General features: G+C 41.7%; 17 protein-coding genes. 11 read left to right on the top strand and 6 right to left on the bottom strand.

Annotation, left to right across the window (positions count from 1 at the left end; translation table 11 throughout):
- Nucleotides 1-36: 36 nt before the first annotated feature.
- Complete coding sequence (gene kapD, locus M1D81_RS15040) at nucleotides 37-654, top strand: 3'-5' exonuclease KapD (RefSeq protein WP_087978529.1); 618 nt, start codon at nucleotides 37-39, stop codon at nucleotides 652-654.
- Here kapD and M1D81_RS15035 read toward each other — a convergent pair.
- Entirely contained in the window at nucleotides 651-1,043 is a 393-nt protein-coding gene (locus M1D81_RS15035) for a kinase-associated lipoprotein B (protein ID WP_456266481.1), read from the bottom strand. The genes kapD and M1D81_RS15035 overlap by 4 nt on opposite strands.
- 91 nt (nucleotides 1,044-1,134) lie before the next feature.
- On the opposite strand from M1D81_RS15035, the gene M1D81_RS15030 reads away from it, so the two are divergent.
- Nucleotides 1,135-1,311 (top strand): hypothetical protein, encoded by a 177-nt coding sequence (locus tag M1D81_RS15030; protein ID WP_456266482.1) that lies wholly within the window; start codon nucleotides 1,135-1,137, stop codon nucleotides 1,309-1,311.
- On the opposite strand, the gene M1D81_RS15025 is transcribed toward M1D81_RS15030, so the two are convergent.
- The gene (locus tag M1D81_RS15025; RefSeq protein WP_456266483.1) at nucleotides 1,312-2,604 is read right to left on the bottom strand and encodes an ATP-binding protein; all 1,293 of its coding nucleotides are present in this window, start codon (nucleotides 2,602-2,604) and stop codon (nucleotides 1,312-1,314) included.
- A 330-nt stretch (nucleotides 2,605-2,934) separates the two neighbouring features.
- Nucleotides 2,935-4,110, bottom strand: coding sequence for a MalY/PatB family protein (locus tag M1D81_RS15020; protein WP_456266484.1), 1,176 nt, complete (start codon nucleotides 4,108-4,110; stop codon nucleotides 2,935-2,937).
- 83 nt (nucleotides 4,111-4,193) lie between these two features.
- Between M1D81_RS15020 and M1D81_RS15015 the strand changes: the two genes are divergently transcribed.
- Nucleotides 4,194-4,454, top strand: coding sequence for a YugE family protein (locus M1D81_RS15015; protein WP_456266485.1), 261 nt, complete (start codon nucleotides 4,194-4,196; stop codon nucleotides 4,452-4,454).
- On the opposite strand, the gene M1D81_RS15010 is transcribed toward M1D81_RS15015, so the two are convergent.
- Nucleotides 4,451-5,275, bottom strand: coding sequence for an alpha/beta fold hydrolase (locus M1D81_RS15010; protein ID WP_456266486.1), 825 nt, complete (start codon nucleotides 5,273-5,275; stop codon nucleotides 4,451-4,453). The two genes, M1D81_RS15015 and M1D81_RS15010, sit on opposite strands and share 4 nt — an antisense overlap.
- Nucleotides 5,276-5,450: 175 nt before the next feature.
- Between M1D81_RS15010 and M1D81_RS15005 the strand changes: the two genes are divergently transcribed.
- From M1D81_RS15005 to yugI, 3 genes are all read left to right on the top strand, one after another.
- Complete coding sequence (locus M1D81_RS15005; RefSeq protein WP_099727112.1) at nucleotides 5,451-5,951, top strand: Lrp/AsnC family transcriptional regulator; 501 nt, start codon at nucleotides 5,451-5,453, stop codon at nucleotides 5,949-5,951.
- Nucleotides 5,952-7,145 (top strand): aminotransferase, encoded by a 1,194-nt coding sequence (locus M1D81_RS15000; protein WP_456266487.1) that lies wholly within the window; start codon nucleotides 5,952-5,954, stop codon nucleotides 7,143-7,145.
- A gap of 198 nt (nucleotides 7,146-7,343) precedes the next feature.
- A complete protein-coding gene (gene yugI / locus M1D81_RS14995) occupies nucleotides 7,344-7,736 on the top strand; it encodes a S1 domain-containing post-transcriptional regulator GSP13 (protein ID WP_008345795.1) in 393 nt (130 codons plus the stop codon).
- 243 nt (nucleotides 7,737-7,979) lie between these two features.
- Here the strand turns inward: yugI and M1D81_RS14990 are convergent, their stop codons facing one another.
- On the bottom strand, nucleotides 7,980-8,216 hold the full coding sequence (locus tag M1D81_RS14990; protein ID WP_003212952.1) for a DUF378 domain-containing protein: 237 nt from the start codon (nucleotides 8,214-8,216) through the stop codon (nucleotides 7,980-7,982).
- 144 nt (nucleotides 8,217-8,360) lie between these two features.
- Here M1D81_RS14990 and M1D81_RS14985 point away from each other — a divergent pair, with 144 nt between their 5' ends.
- The 5 genes from M1D81_RS14985 (at nucleotide 8,361) to M1D81_RS14965 (ending at nucleotide 13,263) form a co-directional block, all read left to right on the top strand.
- Nucleotides 8,361-9,524 (top strand): iron-containing alcohol dehydrogenase, encoded by a 1,164-nt coding sequence (locus M1D81_RS14985; protein WP_456266488.1) that lies wholly within the window; start codon nucleotides 8,361-8,363, stop codon nucleotides 9,522-9,524.
- Nucleotides 9,525-9,644: 120 nt separating this feature from the next.
- On the top strand, nucleotides 9,645-10,817 hold the full coding sequence (locus tag M1D81_RS14980) for an iron-containing alcohol dehydrogenase (protein ID WP_456266489.1): 1,173 nt from the start codon (nucleotides 9,645-9,647) through the stop codon (nucleotides 10,815-10,817).
- A gap of 126 nt (nucleotides 10,818-10,943) precedes the next feature.
- Nucleotides 10,944-12,299, top strand: a complete 1,356-nt coding sequence (locus M1D81_RS14975) for a glucose-6-phosphate isomerase (protein ID WP_024423293.1) — start codon at nucleotides 10,944-10,946, stop codon at nucleotides 12,297-12,299.
- Nucleotides 12,300-12,611: 312 nt separating this feature from the next.
- The gene (locus M1D81_RS14970; protein ID WP_456266490.1) at nucleotides 12,612-12,818 is read left to right on the top strand and encodes a spore germination protein; all 207 of its coding nucleotides are present in this window, start codon (nucleotides 12,612-12,614) and stop codon (nucleotides 12,816-12,818) included.
- Nucleotides 12,819-12,861: 43 nt separating this feature from the next.
- Nucleotides 12,862-13,263: a YugN-like family protein gene (locus M1D81_RS14965; protein ID WP_024423291.1), complete on the top strand. Its 402-nt coding sequence runs from the start codon at nucleotides 12,862-12,864 to the stop codon at nucleotides 13,261-13,263.
- Here M1D81_RS14965 and M1D81_RS14960 read toward each other — a convergent pair.
- Nucleotides 13,260-14,246 carry a potassium channel family protein gene (locus M1D81_RS14960; protein WP_456266491.1) on the bottom strand — a complete coding sequence of 329 codons (987 nt, stop codon included), beginning with the start codon at nucleotides 14,244-14,246 and terminating at the stop codon, nucleotides 13,260-13,262. The two genes, M1D81_RS14965 and M1D81_RS14960, sit on opposite strands and share 4 nt — an antisense overlap.
- Nucleotides 14,247-14,296 lie beyond the last annotated feature (50 nt).

Genomic DNA, 14,296 nt, shown 5'->3' with positions numbered 1-14,296 from the left:
AGAATGAAAAGCTGACGAAAAAGTGAGGTGAAACTGGTGGAACAGAAGACGGTGCTTGTGGTCGATTTTGAATTTACGATGCCTGATGGAAAATATCATCCGCAAAACTTTTTTCCTGAAATTATTGAAGCTGGGGCAGTGAAAGCAGCAGATGAAACGATCATAGACACATTCTCTAGCTACGTCAAACCGAAAAAGTTCCCGAAGCTGACGAAGCGCTGTAAATCTTTCCTCGGAATTACGCAGGAGGATGTAGAGAGCGGAATTTCATTTGAGGAATTTATCGAGAAGCTCGTGTCACTTGATGGGGGAGAGAATTGTGAAATTATTACGTGGGGCAACATGGACATGAAGGTATTGAAGCAAAATTGTATGCTCAATCACATTGCCTTTCCTTTTAAGGGGAAGCTGAGGGACCTGGCTTTTGAATATAAAACCTTTTTTGGTGACCGCACACTGACAGGGCTTCGAAAAGCGGCAAAGGAATACGGCAGTGAAGGAGCTGGTAAGCATCATAAAGCACTCGATGATGCCATGACGACTTATCAGCTGTTAACCCTTTTTGAAAAAGACAGAGCCTATGTGGAAAATCCGCAAACAACCAAAATTGGTGAGCTGATCGATTTCTCACATTTTTTTGATTCGGCTGATTAGCGGACGTCTTCTGGAAAATAATCTTTCTCAAGAGAAGATAGGCACGCTCTTGATTTTTCAACCCATTTAGAATCATCCGCACGGAGTGCTTGTTTCAATTTATCTACAGCTTCTTTCAGTGACTCTTCATAATCAGGGATATCGCCATCATAAGGCTTCACCATATGATGAGGGATATTTGTCTGTTCTCTATAGGCCAAAGCCCGCCTCTCTTGGAAAAAAGGCACGTCTGCTTCTTTCGGATGATGCAGGTCGCCTTGAGTGGGATGTGTCAGAACGGCTTTTACTTGAACGAGATAGGTCGATGGTTTCACTGCTGTCACTTCCCCAACGTATACACCTGTTTTATAAAAACCTTTCACAACTTGTCCAATTTGAATGTCTGTCATGTGAAATTCCTCCATTTCCTTCTCATAGGAAGGTATTTCATTTCTTTTAGCCAATATAGTGAAGTAAACGAGCAAAAGGGGGAATGGCGAGATGTCATTCATCGTACTTTTTCTACTGTATTTTCCTGAAGATAAAAGGGAGTACATCCCAGCGGCTATCACCACGGTGATTTTCTTTATAGCTGCGTTTATTTGCTTTCGTCTCATCGTTCGAGCGTCTAAGAAGCAGGAGCGCATAGATGAAAAAAGAACAAAAAAAATCGATTAATCATTTTCTTCTTGTATCTTCAGGAAATTTCACGGTGACGGTTGTTCCAGACTGCAGCGAGCTTTTGAAACGAATCGTTCCATGGTGATTTTCAATAATAGAAAAAGTCACTGTCAGCCCAAGTCCAGTCCCTTTATTTTTCAAAGTGTAATAGGGTTCGCCAAGCTTTTTCATTTGGCTTTCTGTCATACCTACACCGTTATCAACGAAATAAAGGCAGATCTTATGATTTTCTTTTGAAGCAAAAAGTTCAATTTTTCCTTCATGTTCAGGAGCCGCTTCTATCGCATTTTTGATTAAATTAATCATGACCTGCTTGATCTTCGTTACGTCACCTTGAATGTATAGGTCAGGCTCAATGGATTGATGAATCGTGACCGATTTGAAATTCGCATAGGATGTCATCAGTGATGCACATTCTTCAAGTAATTTAGATAGATTAAGAGATTCAATTTGATAATAGTTTTGTTTTGCAATGTCAAGATAACTCGTGATAATGTCCTGCGCCCGGTCTAACTCGGACAGAACGAGATTTTTATAATCTTTATTGGCAGATGGCTCTTTCGTATTATCACTCGAAAAGAGCAATTGAATAAAGCCTCTCACAACTGTCAGCGGATTGCGTACTTCATGGGCAACACTTGCAGCAAGTTCACTTACAATGGTCAGTTTTTCTGACTGGACAAGCTGTGATCTCATTTCCGCATTTTCTTTAACGAATTCAATGGAATAGATACTGAGCACAAGAAAGAATATGTAGTAAAGAGTTGAGAAAAATAACTCAAGGAGCTTTTGCTGCATAATAAAAGCTGGGCTGTATGCCATTAAGCTGACCGCAAGCAGTCCAATATAAATAAAGAATCCTTTGGATAAACCGATAAGCACTCCGTAAAACAGCTTATTTGGCTTCGAATATTGATGCCATTTTCGGTAGAACAGGAATGGGATGAAAAAGTAAATTGGGACAACGATGAGACCGATCCATAAGAAAGAGCCGTACATCACAAATTTGACAATGATGCTTATCAAGATGGCAACGATCCCCGCCATGTATCCTCCGTATAAAATAGCAAGTACAAGGGGAATGGATTGAAGCCCAGTCTGCAAATCTAAAATCGAACCAACTGGATACATAATACATAGTGCTGAAGAGATAGATGCGAATACTGTGATGAGCAGTTTATTCGTTTTTGGGAAATGAGCAGGGGTCCGGCTTAACCATAGCGCATGATATAAAAAGATTGGAAATAGAATAAAAGATACATGGAGCAGAAAATCCTTGAACATTTCCATTTAAATGCTCTCCTCGTAAATAATTGTAATTCCTCTCATTATATCATTTCATGTACAAAGTAGATATGATAAAAGGAGGGTTTTTTTCTTTAAAAAGAACACCCGTTAGGATGTTCTCAGATTGTTGACAAAGGGCTAAAATGATCTTGATTTTAGCCCTTTGTCTTCTTTTCAGCGTGATAGAAAACCTTTGAAGTCTAGGAAGGACGAGTACTGGCGCGGAGCGAATTTGACATTCGTGAGCACCAGCACGCAGGACCGACAAAGAATGCGAGGGTTTGTCTACACGCTGAGAACACCCGTTAGGATGTTCTTTCTATCGTATAGGTCTTATTCAGATGATAGCGTGAACGCTTGATGAAGACGTTTCAGCCCTTCTTTCACTGTTGAAGCAGGACAGCCGAGATTCATCCGAATAAAGCCGTCTCCTTCTTGTCCGTACACGTGGCCAAGCTCTAGGATCAATTTCCCCTTTTTTAACAGATTCCGTTTCAATTCCGCTTGACTGAATTGATAATCCCGAATGTCCAGCCACAATAAATAAGAAGCATCTGGTTTCATATAACGCATATTTGGAAGATTTTCGTCGATATAGTCCATCGCTGTCTTCATATTGCCTTCGAGATAAAGAACAAGGGCATCGAGCCACTCATCTCCGTGGCGGTATGCTGCTTCCATTGCTGGAATCGCAAAGGCATTCAGTTTGGACAGTCCGTTTCTTTGCACTTCATTGGTGAAAAGGGTTCTTTTTTCTTCATCTGAAATGATAATAGCAGATGCCTGAAGCCCCGCTAGATTAAAGGTTTTACTCGGCGCAATACACGTTACCGTGATATGTGCAATGTCGTCAGAAAGGCTGGCGAAGGGCACGTGCTGCTTCCCGTAAAGCATCAAATCCGAGTGAATCTCATCTGAAACGACTGTGACTCCATGCTTTACACATAGGTCTCCGACTCGCTTTAATTCCTCTTTTGACCATGCTCTTCCGGACGGATTATGCGGATGGCATAGGAACATGAGCTTTGCTTGTGGTCTGCTCAGTTTTTTCTCTAAATCATCAAAATCCATCATATAGCGGTCGTTTTCTATTTTTAAAGGATTGGTTGAGACTGTACGTCCATTTCGTTCAATCATTTGATAAAAAGGTGTATACACTGGTGACTGTATAACTACTTCGTCGTGCGGTGCTGTAAAGGCTTGAACAGCAAAACTAAGTGCCGTTACGATTCCTGGTGTGAAGGTGACGGCATCTGTCTGAATTGTCCATCCATGTCTCCTTTTGAGCCATCCAGCGACTGCCTGCTGCGTATCCTGATCTTGAAATGCATAGCCAAATACACCGTGATCTAATCGCTCTTTCAATGCATCAAGGACGATCTGCGGCGCTTTAAAATCCATATCAGCCACCCACATCGGGAGGGCATCTGTTGTCAGGAACAAAGACTCTGCTTGATCCCATTTCACTGATTTTGAACCTTTACGTATGATCTGTTCGTCGAAATTCATGAAACCCACCTCTAGCTGTTTTTCAACCATTCTTGGTTGTGCTAAAATAAACATCACAAAATTTATTATAAGCGGTGATACCGATGAAAGATAGTCAAGCTGTAGAAGAGATGATTCAAATCATTAAGGCATGGGATCCTTTTCATTATGGAGAGGATTTTTATGAAACGGAGCCTGCTGACGTCATCAGTGCATTATACGACGCAGAAGACCCGTTATTTTTAGCAAACGAGATTCAAGCCATCTACCATCACTCATTTGAACAGCTTCTTCCGATAGAGAGCTGTCAGCATATAGCGAATCAGCTTTTTGTCATACGAGACAGCAGCTCCTGTTCACGCTAAGACAGGCTGAAATGTCCAATTTGATCAGACACAAAGACCGGATTTTCCTCAGGAATGAGGTGCCCGGTTTTTTTTAATGCATGCAAGGTCGAATTTGGCAGATCTTTGTGCAGTCTTTCGCCTATTTGAATGGGAACGATTCGATCTTCCTCGCCCCAAATGAGCAGCACAGGTGTTTCCATTTTCTTTAAAACGTCCGAAGTTAAATCTCCTTCCCGGTGCCGAATCAAACGAAATATCCCCCGAAAGATTTGATCATCTGAAAATGGCTTTAAATAGCCGTCCACCATCTCTTGATCAATGATGGAATGATCATGCACAACGGCTGTTAAATTTTTCATAATGCCCTGTTTTAAAAGCTTTCTTTTTAGATACAGATAAAAATAAGGAATATATGTGCTGTAAACAAGTGATCTTTTTGACTTATTCAAATATCCTGAGCTGCACAATAGAACCGCCTTTTCAAATAGGTCCGGCCGTTCAGATGCAGCGTATAAGGCGATCTGTCCACCCATGGAATGACCCACTAGAATCGCATGCTGAATCTGTAAGTAACCAGCTAGCTCTATAATAATTTTTCCCATGTTGCGATAGCTGTAAATAAACGTACTCGACTTCTCTGACTGTCCAAATGGCGGCAGATCAATCGCAATTAAATTGAAGTCCTGTTTCAGAAGCGGGATGAGCTTTCGATAGCTGAAGGTAGAAGAGAAGAGACCGTGAATTAAGATTAATGTCTTCTTGCCCTCATTTGGATAGTACTCGTAATAGATATCTAAACCGAATGTACTTTTCATATAAGCTGGCTGAACAATGTCCACATTCTTCACTCCGATACTAGATACTCTCTCTGTTAGGTGACTGTATTGTACCCTAAAAAGTGGATTTTAAGCTATCATTAGAATCTTTTCCCTGCTTAGCATAATGGGAAAAACGTGCTATAATGTTCAGAAGATTTTTTAAAACCAGCTTTTATAATCTGAGGTGTGAAATCAAATGAAACTAACAGAAAAAGAAACTGAAATATTAGAGATTTTAGATGAAAACAGCCGCGCCGATTTAAATACAATTGCAAAAATGGCAGGCGTGACAGCAGAAGAAGCCGAAGCCATCATTCAAAAACTTGAAGATCAAAAAGTCATTATTGATTATTCAACCATGATTGACTGGCGAAAAGTGGATGGTCATGAAGGCGTTACAGCAATGATTGATGTAAAAGTGACACCAAAAAGAGGCGTCGGATTTGATGAAATTGCTGAACGGATTTATCGGTTTCAGGAAGTGGAGTCTGTCTATCTCATGTCAGGTGTTTACGATCTTTCGGTAGTGATTCGCGGAAGATCTATGTCTGATATTGCCCGCTTCGTATCTGAAAAATTATCGACACTTGATTCCGTTGTTTCAACAACTACCCACTTTATTTTGAAAAGATATAAACATGATGGGAAAGTGTTTGAAACAGGAGACGATGACAAAAGAATCGTGGTGTCTCCTTAAATGAAAAAGTCTTATTTATCTGAAACGGTACAAAGCATTCAGCCGTCAGGTATTCGGAAATTCTTTGATTTGGCTGCTACAATGGAAGGGGTTATCTCCCTTGGTGTCGGCGAGCCGGATTTCGTGACAGCTTGGAATGTCAGAGAAGCAAGTATTATGTCATTAGAACAAGGGCTGACCTCTTATACGGCGAATGCCGGTTTAATTTCTTTGCGAAAAGAACTAAGCCACTATTTATATAAACGGTTTCACATTGACTACAGTCCAGAAGAAGAACTCATTATCACAGTTGGCGGAAGCCAGGCACTTGATTTGGCCTTTCGTGCGATTTTAAACAGCGGGGATGAAGTGATCATTCCAGAGCCTTGTTTCGTAGCATATGGGGCTCTTACGACACTTGCAGGCGGAGTGCCTGTCTATTTAAGTACATCCGCTGAAAAAGATTTCAAAGCGGATTCTGAAGATCTTCGCACAAAGCTGACGCCGAAAACAAAAGCCATTCTGCTTTGCTCGCCATCAAATCCGACTGGGTCTGTTTATTCAAAGGAAGAGCTTGAAGATATTGCTCAATTTGCGAAAGAGCATGACCTGCTCATTATTACGGATGAGATTTATGCAGAGCTGACATACGATGAAGCTTTTACAAGCGTCGCGGCTATTCAAGATATGAAGGAAAGAACGATCTTGATTTCAGGCTTTTCTAAAGGGTTTGCCATGACGGGCTGGCGTTTAGGATATGTGGCAGCACCACCTGTACTGCGGGATGCCATGCTGAAAATACATCAATATTCTATGATGTGCGCACCGGCGATGGCACAATATGCGGCAGAAGAAGCATTAAAAAATGGGCTTGAAGATGTAGAGAAAATGAAGAAAAGCTATAGAAGACGCCGTAATTTGTTTGTCGGCTCTTTAAACGAACTAGGACTTACATGCCATCAGCCAAACGGAGCGTTTTACGCGTTCCCATCGATTAAAAGCACAGGCATGACTTCAGAACAATTTGCTGAGGAGCTGCTCCTAAGTGAAAAAGTCGCTGTTGTGCCTGGGAATGTATTCGGACCGAGCGGTGAGGGTCATATCCGCTGTTCATATGCTTCGTCACTTGATCATCTTCAGGAATCACTTTCAAGAATTCAGCGCTTTTTGCAGGCTCGACAAGTGAAGGAAGAAGCATCAGCCATCTTAAAATAAAAAAAGGCATCAATCCAAACGGACTCATGCCTCACAAATTAGGGGGGAATACTAGAAAGCATTCTTGTTTTCAGGTATTCCCCCTTTTGTTCTCATCTAAACCCATTTAAAAAATATTTTGCGTAACTGCCCGTTCTGTGATATAGTTTTTAATTGCGTATAAACGAATATTAAAACATTTATTTAGGAGTTGTTATCATGGCGACAAAGTTTGAAGTAGGCAGTGTTTACACTGGTAAAGTAACAGGATTACAAGCGTATGGTGCGTTTGTTGCATTAGATGAAGAAACTCAAGGACTTGTGCATATTTCTGAAGTAACACATGGCTTTGTAAAAGACATCAACGAGCACCTTTCAATTGGTGATGAAGTACAAGTAAAAGTTCTTTCTGTTGATGAAAATGCAGGTAAAATCAGCCTTTCTATCCGTGCGACACAAGAAGCACCGGAAAGAAAAGAAAGCAAACCAAAGAAACAAAGACCACAGCAAGTGAAAGAAGAAGCTGCTGCACCACAAGGTTTCAATACGCTTAAAGATAAACTTGAAGAGTGGATTGAGCAATCAAACCGTAAAGACCTTATCAAGAAATAATAAAAAAGCACCGCTTCAAACGGTGCCTTAGATTGTGGACAAAGGGCTGAAATGATCTTTATTTTAGCCCTTTGTCTTTTTTTCAGCGTGATAGAAAACCTTTGAAGTCTAGGAAGGGCGGCTACTCTTGCGGAGCGAATTTAGAATTCGTGAGCACCAGCGCGCAGACCTGACAAAGGATGCGAGGGTTTGTCTACACGCTGAGGCTGCCTCATGTAGGCAGCCTTTTTTATGTCCTTTTATTTAACGAACTTCTGGATTCGGCTCGTCACGGCGAACAGCTTCTTCGCTTGGTTTGAACAACAGACCAAGGTTGACAAGACCTGCAATTCCAACAAGACCATAAATAATACGTGATAATGCAGAACCTTGTCCGCCAAAGATCGCTGCTACTAAGTCAAATTGAAAAAAGCCGATTAGTCCCCAGTTAATAGCACCGATAATCGTGAGCACGAGGGCAATACGTTGAATAGCACTCATCGTGATTCCTCCTTTCGCTACAGCATCAATACATTTATATTTTGCAGATTTTTAGCCAAACTATGCGTAAGAAAATGGATGAAAGCAAATTACTTTACTTTTGGAATGAATGAGGCGCATAATGTAGCGCGAGGAGGAGATCACATGGATCGATTTACTTATTGGAACCCAACGAAATTAATTTTTGGAAAGGGAGAAGTATCAGCCCTTTCAGATGAACTCAAACACTACGGAAAAAACGTATTACTTGTATATGGTGGAGGCAGTATTAAACGAAACGGCCTTTATGACCAAGTTGTCAGCATCCTAAAAGAATCAGGAACTGCAATCACTGAACTTGCTGGTGTAGAGCCTAACCCGCGCTTAACAACAGTAAGAAAAGGGATCGAGCTTTGCAAAGAGAACGGCATTGATTTTATTTTGGCAGTTGGCGGAGGCAGTGTTATTGATGCGACGAAAGCAATCGCAGCTGGTGCGAAGTACGATGGAGATGCTTGGGATATCGTGACACGCAAACACGTCCCAATGGAAGCTATTCCGTTCGGTACTGTGTTAACACTTGCCGCAACAGGCTCTGAAATGAACTCTGGATCAGTTATCACAAACTGGGAAACAAATGAGAAGTATGGCTGGGGAAGTCCAGCCGTTTTCCCGAAATTCTCTATTCTTGATCCAGTCAACACATTCACTGTGCCTAAAAATCACACGATTTATGGCATGGTTGACATGATGTCTCATGTGTTCGAACAATATTTCCATCACACAGAAAATACATCTTATCAAGACCGTATGTGTGAAGGACTTCTTCGTACTGTCATTGAAACGGCACCGAAGTTGATCAACGATCTAGAGAACTACGAGCTGCGTGAAACGATTTTATTCACTGGCACAATTGCACTTAATGGCATGCTTTCAATGGGGGCACGTGGTGACTGGGCATCTCATAATATTGAGCATGCAGTATCTGCTGTCTATGATATTCCTCATGCAGGCGGACTTGCGATCTTGTTCCCGAACTGGATGAAACATGTGATTCAAGAAAACCCAGGCCGTTTTAAACAATTAGCGGTGCGTGTATTCGATGTAGACCCTGCGGGCAAAACAGACGAAGAAGTTGGCTTAGAAGGAATCGACAAGCTGTCAGCGTTCTGGACAAGTCTTGGTGCACCAAGCCGTTTAGCGGATTATGACATCAACGATGAGAAAATTGATTTAATTGCAGACCGTGCAATGGCACGCGGTGAATTTGGTCAATTTAAAAAGCTGAACAAAGAAGATGTTTTAGCCATTTTGAACGCTTCTTTATAATTGAACAACAAAAAGATAGCTGCTTGCGGGCAGTTATCTTTTTTGAGTTCATCGTGTACATATGTTACAGTAGTCTTTCATGTTTTTGGATATATTCGTTGTAAGGAGATGTTTCAACAGATGGAGAATTTTATTTACTATAATCCAACAAAATTGATGTTTGGAAAAGGACAGCTAGAAGGACTCAAAAGCGAACTCGCTCGTTATGGAAAACGAGTGTTACTTGTATATGGCGGAGGCAGCATTAAGAAAAATGGTCTTTATGACAAAGTCATCAGTGCGTTAAAAGAAGCAGACGCTGAAGTATTTGAGCTGTCTGGCGTTGAACCAAACCCGCGCCTCACAACAGTGAAAAAGGGAATCGATATCTGCCAAAAGGAGAACATTGATTTCTTATTAGCCGTTGGCGGCGGAAGTGTGATCGACTGTACAAAAGCAATTGCAGCCGGAGCAGAGTATGACGGTGATGTGTGGGATATTATTTCAAAGAAAACAACCGCTCAAAAAGCACTGCCGTTTGGCACAGTGCTGACACTTGCAGCAACAGGTTCAGAAATGAACCCGGACTCTGTCATCACAAACTGGGAAACGAATGAAAAATATGTGTGGGGCAGCTCAGTCACTCACCCTGCTTTTTCAATTCTAGACCCTGAGCATACGTATTCTGTGCCAGAAAACCAGACAGTGTATGGTATGGTCGATATGATGAGCCACGTTTTTGAGCAATACTTCCATAATGTGAAAAACACGCCTTTACAGGACCGGATGTGTTTTGCTGTTCTTCAAACAGTCATCGAGACAGCACCAAAACTGCTGGAGGACTTACAAAACTATGAGCATCGTGAAACCATTCTCTATGCAGGAACGATTGCTTTAAATGGCACGCTGCAAATGGGTTACTTTGGCGACTGGGCGTCCCATACGATTGAGCATGCTGTATCGGCTGTCTATGACATTCCGCATGCAGGCGGGCTTGCTATCCTCTTCCCAAACTGGATGCGCCACACGCTTGATCATAATGTAGAACGCTTTAAAAACCTGATGCTGAACATGTTTGACATCGAAACAGAAGGAAAGTCAGATCGTGACATCGCATTAGAAGGAATCGACAAACTGTCAGCGTTCTGGTCAAGCCTTGGTGCACCAAGCCGTTTAGCTGATTATAACATTGGTGAGGATCAGCTGGACAAAATTGCCGACATTGCAGCAAAAGAAATGGAATACGGTGGTTTTGGAAACTTTATGAAACTTAACCGTGATGATATTCTAGCGATTTTGAAAGCTTCTTTATAATCCAGATTGCCGCTTTTCATCCAGAAAAGCGGCTTTTTGCTATGCCAGTGACGATCACTTGATTTCAATAGCTAGTTCCGCTAAAGTGAAAGGGACAGAACTAACGTAATGGAGGGCTTACAAGCGATGACACATATTCAATTTGACTACTCGAAAGCGTTACCTTTCTTTCAAGAACATGAGCTTACATATTTAAAAGATTTTGTGAAGGTTGCCCATCATAATATTCATGAACAAACGGGTGCAGGCAGTGATTATTTAGGCTGGGTGGACTTGCCGAAGCAATATGACCGCGAAGAATTTGCCCGCATTAAAAAAAGTGCAGATAAAATTAAGTCTGACTCTGACGTCCTGCTCGTTGTCGGCATCGGCGGTTCATATCTAGGTGCACGTGCGGCGATTGAATTTTTGAACCATTCTTTCTATAACACTTTGCCAAAAGGCAAGCGCAAGACACCGCAAATCATTTTTATTGGAAATAACATCAGTTCTTCTTATTTAACAGATGTAATGGATCTATTAGAAGATGCAGATTTCTCCATTAACGTGATTTCAAAATCTGGTACAACAACAGAGCCAGCCATTGCGTTCCGCATCTTTAAAAAGCTCCTCATTGAAAAATACGGTGCTGAAGAAGCGAAAAAACGTATTTATGCGACAACTGACAAGGCACGCGGTGCGCTGAAAACATTAGCAACTGAAGAAGGCTATGAATCATTTATCATCCCTGATGATGTTGGTGGACGCTATTCTGTATTAACAGCAGTCGGTCTTTTGCCAATCGCTGTGAGCGGTGCAGACATTGATCAGATGATGGAAGGTGCGGCAAAAGCAAGCGAAGACTTTGCTTCATCTGAGCTTTCTGAAAATGCGGCTTACCAATATGCTGTTGTCCGCAATGTCCTTTACAATAAAGGCAGAACAATTGAAATGCTGATTAACTATGAGCCAGGCCTGCAATATTTCGCAGAATGGTGGAAGCAATTATTCGGTGAAAGTGAAGGGAAAGATGAAAAAGGAATCTATCCTTCATCTGCTAACTTCTCAACAGATCTTCATTCACTTGGTCAATATGTTCAAGAAGGAAGAAGAGACTTGTTCGAAACAATCGTCAATGTAGACAAGCCTCGACATGAGCTTGTGATTGAAGCAGAAGAACAAGACCTTGATGGCTTGAACTATCTGGCAGGAAAAACGGTTGATTTCGTCAATAAAAAAGCATTTGAAGGAACGATGCTTGCCCATACAGATGGAAAAGTACCGAACCTTATCGTGACAATTCCTGAGATGGATGCTTATACATTCGGATACCTCGTGTACTTCTTTGAGAAAGCATGTGCGATGTCTGGATATTTACTAGGTGTCAATCCGTTTGATCAGCCTGGAGTAGAAGCTTATAAAGTGAATATGTTTGCTTTACTAGGAAAACCGGGCTTCGAAGAGAAAAAAGCAGAGCTTGAAAGCCGTTTAAAACAATCATAAGAACAAAAAGCACACCTTCCCATAAAGGTGTGTACAGATTGTTGACAAAGGGCTAAAATGATCTTTATTTTAGCCCTTTGTCTTCTTTTCAGCGTGAAAGAAAACCTTTGAAGTCTAGGAAGCTCGAGCACTGGAGCGGAGCGAATTTGACATTCGTGAGCACCAGCGCGCAGAGCTGACAACGAATGCGAGGGTTTGTCTACACGCTGAGCACACCTTCCCATAAAGGTGTGCCTTTTTTGTTTTCTTCAGGTTCCTGTGCAAGCTTTCCTATGTTCTGTACATAGAATAATGAATGGAGGAGAGTGAAAAATGAAGACGAATCATATTTATATTCATGATATTTCTGGTCAGGCAATCGTGAACTTTGGCAATGTTGTTGGACGCATTTGTTCTATGAGTGCTACGAAGGAAACAGCAGGTTCCGGCAGTGATAACGAGACGAATCAATCAACCAATCAAAGCTTATTTGATGCCGCGTTTTCAAACAATGTCCAAATCGCGAGAGGAAATGTATGAATTCCTCTCTTTAACGAACCCTATACAAAAAGGAGGGTTTCGTATGATTCATGTACCATCCAGGCTGCCTGGTGAAAGCTTTTCACTTTACCATTTAGAAGAAACAATGAAGCCGCTCGGTTATGTCATTAATGGGAACTGGGATTATGATCATGGGTATTTTGATTATAAAATTGATAACCGTGATGGCTATACCTTTCTCAGAGTTCCTTTTACAGCCGAGAAAGGCCAGCTGGATCAGCCAGGTGTTGTGGTGAAAATGGGACATCCATTTCTCTTAAAGCATGTCTATCAAGACAAGTTAGATGATCATGCGATGGTTGGAAATGTGGGCGCATCCTTTAACCAATTCCAAGAACCAAAAGAGAAAGATGGGGATGTATCAAAGGCATATGCTGAGATTGGCTTTTCGCTCGTCAAGGAATTAGAAGACGCACTGCTTTAAAGGCTGATCAGTTCATCCTCTGGATGAAGTTCATAGCCAAAGGGAGGATTCATCATGGGTCCTTCTTTTTTTTGTACGCCGACGATGATCACATGATGCTCTAAAAAATGATGGAGCGCTGTTAAGAATGTTTCTCCAGCCAATGAAGCCGGTACAGGTATGATGGTGACGTGTTTATGCAGCGTCATATGTCGTTTTTTCTTAAACGTCGTAAGCTGTTCCTTTATCAGAAAATGTTCAACCATTAAATGATTGACAGCATCAGAAGTATGAATGACTTGGTTGGCACCAGCACGTTCGGCATTTTTCACGTAACGATCTGTTAAGATTTCAATTAAACAATATAGCGAAGGGTTTAATCCTTTTGCTGCAAGTAAGGTTAAAACACTCTGCATATCGGCTGTCACTTCATTTTCATGCTGATCTGCGGTAATCATCAGTGCATCTGCACCAGTAATATTGGCTTTGCGAAGTGTGACGTCTTCGGTCCCGTGTCCTTTAATAAAATGAACATTCTCTAATAGAGGCCCCTCTTTCAAGGAGTCATCAATCAGCACAATCGGCATGGCTGGATCAATCGTTTGAAACGACTGAAGCAGTTTGTTCGTTTTCTCATTCCAGCCGACGATCACGAGGTGTCCTTTTCCCTTAAAGGCTACCTTGCCCTCAACATAATGGTGCTGCTTGCTGAACACAGCGGCGGCAAGTGTGGCGAAATAAGCGGTGACAAAGCTGGCTCCGATAAAAATGAGCGCTATACCTGCCACCTGTCCTGGCATGGTTTGCGGCACAAAATCACCGTAACCAACCGTAGAGACTGTAATGAGCGCCCACCAGATCCCATCAAAGATCGTATGATACTGCTTCGGTTCAAGTAAAACGATTAATTGTCCAAAAAAGAGAAGCAAGAAACAGATGATGATGGCAATTCGAAGATAAAGCGGCCACCTTAGCCAAGCAATAAAGATACGGTTTGATTTCATCGAACTCTTCCTTTCAGGAGACTGCTAATGTCAGTATGCCCGATTGGGAA

It is taken from the genome of Bacillus sp. JZ105 (genome assembly GCF_053903125.1).
The sequence above is the reverse complement of the archived record's forward strand: the minus strand, read 5'-3'. Positions and strand labels throughout refer to the sequence as shown.

Coding starts and splice junctions, on each gene's coding strand:
- M1D81_RS14985 (WP_456266488.1), top strand. CDS start 8,361: ATGGATCGATTTACTTATTGGAACCCAACGAAATTAATTTTTGGAAAG.
- M1D81_RS15000 (WP_456266487.1), top strand. CDS start 5,952: ATGAAAAAGTCTTATTTATCTGAAACGGTACAAAGCATTCAGCCGTCA.
- M1D81_RS15015 (WP_456266485.1), top strand. CDS start 4,194: ATGAAAGATAGTCAAGCTGTAGAAGAGATGATTCAAATCATTAAGGCA.
- M1D81_RS14970 (WP_456266490.1), top strand. CDS start 12,612: ATGAAGACGAATCATATTTATATTCATGATATTTCTGGTCAGGCAATC.
- M1D81_RS15035 (WP_456266481.1), bottom strand. CDS start 1,043: ATGACAGACATTCAAATTGGACAAGTTGTGAAAGGTTTTTATAAAACA.
- M1D81_RS14975 (WP_024423293.1), top strand. CDS start 10,944: ATGACACATATTCAATTTGACTACTCGAAAGCGTTACCTTTCTTTCAA.
- M1D81_RS14990 (WP_003212952.1), bottom strand. CDS start 8,216: ATGAGTGCTATTCAACGTATTGCCCTCGTGCTCACGATTATCGGTGCT.
- M1D81_RS14980 (WP_456266489.1), top strand. CDS start 9,645: ATGGAGAATTTTATTTACTATAATCCAACAAAATTGATGTTTGGAAAA.
- M1D81_RS15005 (WP_099727112.1), top strand. CDS start 5,451: ATGAAACTAACAGAAAAAGAAACTGAAATATTAGAGATTTTAGATGAA.
- M1D81_RS15020 (WP_456266484.1), bottom strand. CDS start 4,110: ATGAATTTCGACGAACAGATCATACGTAAAGGTTCAAAATCAGTGAAA.
- yugI (WP_008345795.1), top strand. CDS start 7,344: ATGGCGACAAAGTTTGAAGTAGGCAGTGTTTACACTGGTAAAGTAACA.
- M1D81_RS15025 (WP_456266483.1), bottom strand. CDS start 2,604: ATGGAAATGTTCAAGGATTTTCTGCTCCATGTATCTTTTATTCTATTT.
- M1D81_RS15030 (WP_456266482.1), top strand. CDS start 1,135: ATGTCATTCATCGTACTTTTTCTACTGTATTTTCCTGAAGATAAAAGG.
- M1D81_RS14965 (WP_024423291.1), top strand. CDS start 12,862: ATGATTCATGTACCATCCAGGCTGCCTGGTGAAAGCTTTTCACTTTAC.
- M1D81_RS14960 (WP_456266491.1), bottom strand. CDS start 14,246: ATGAAATCAAACCGTATCTTTATTGCTTGGCTAAGGTGGCCGCTTTAT.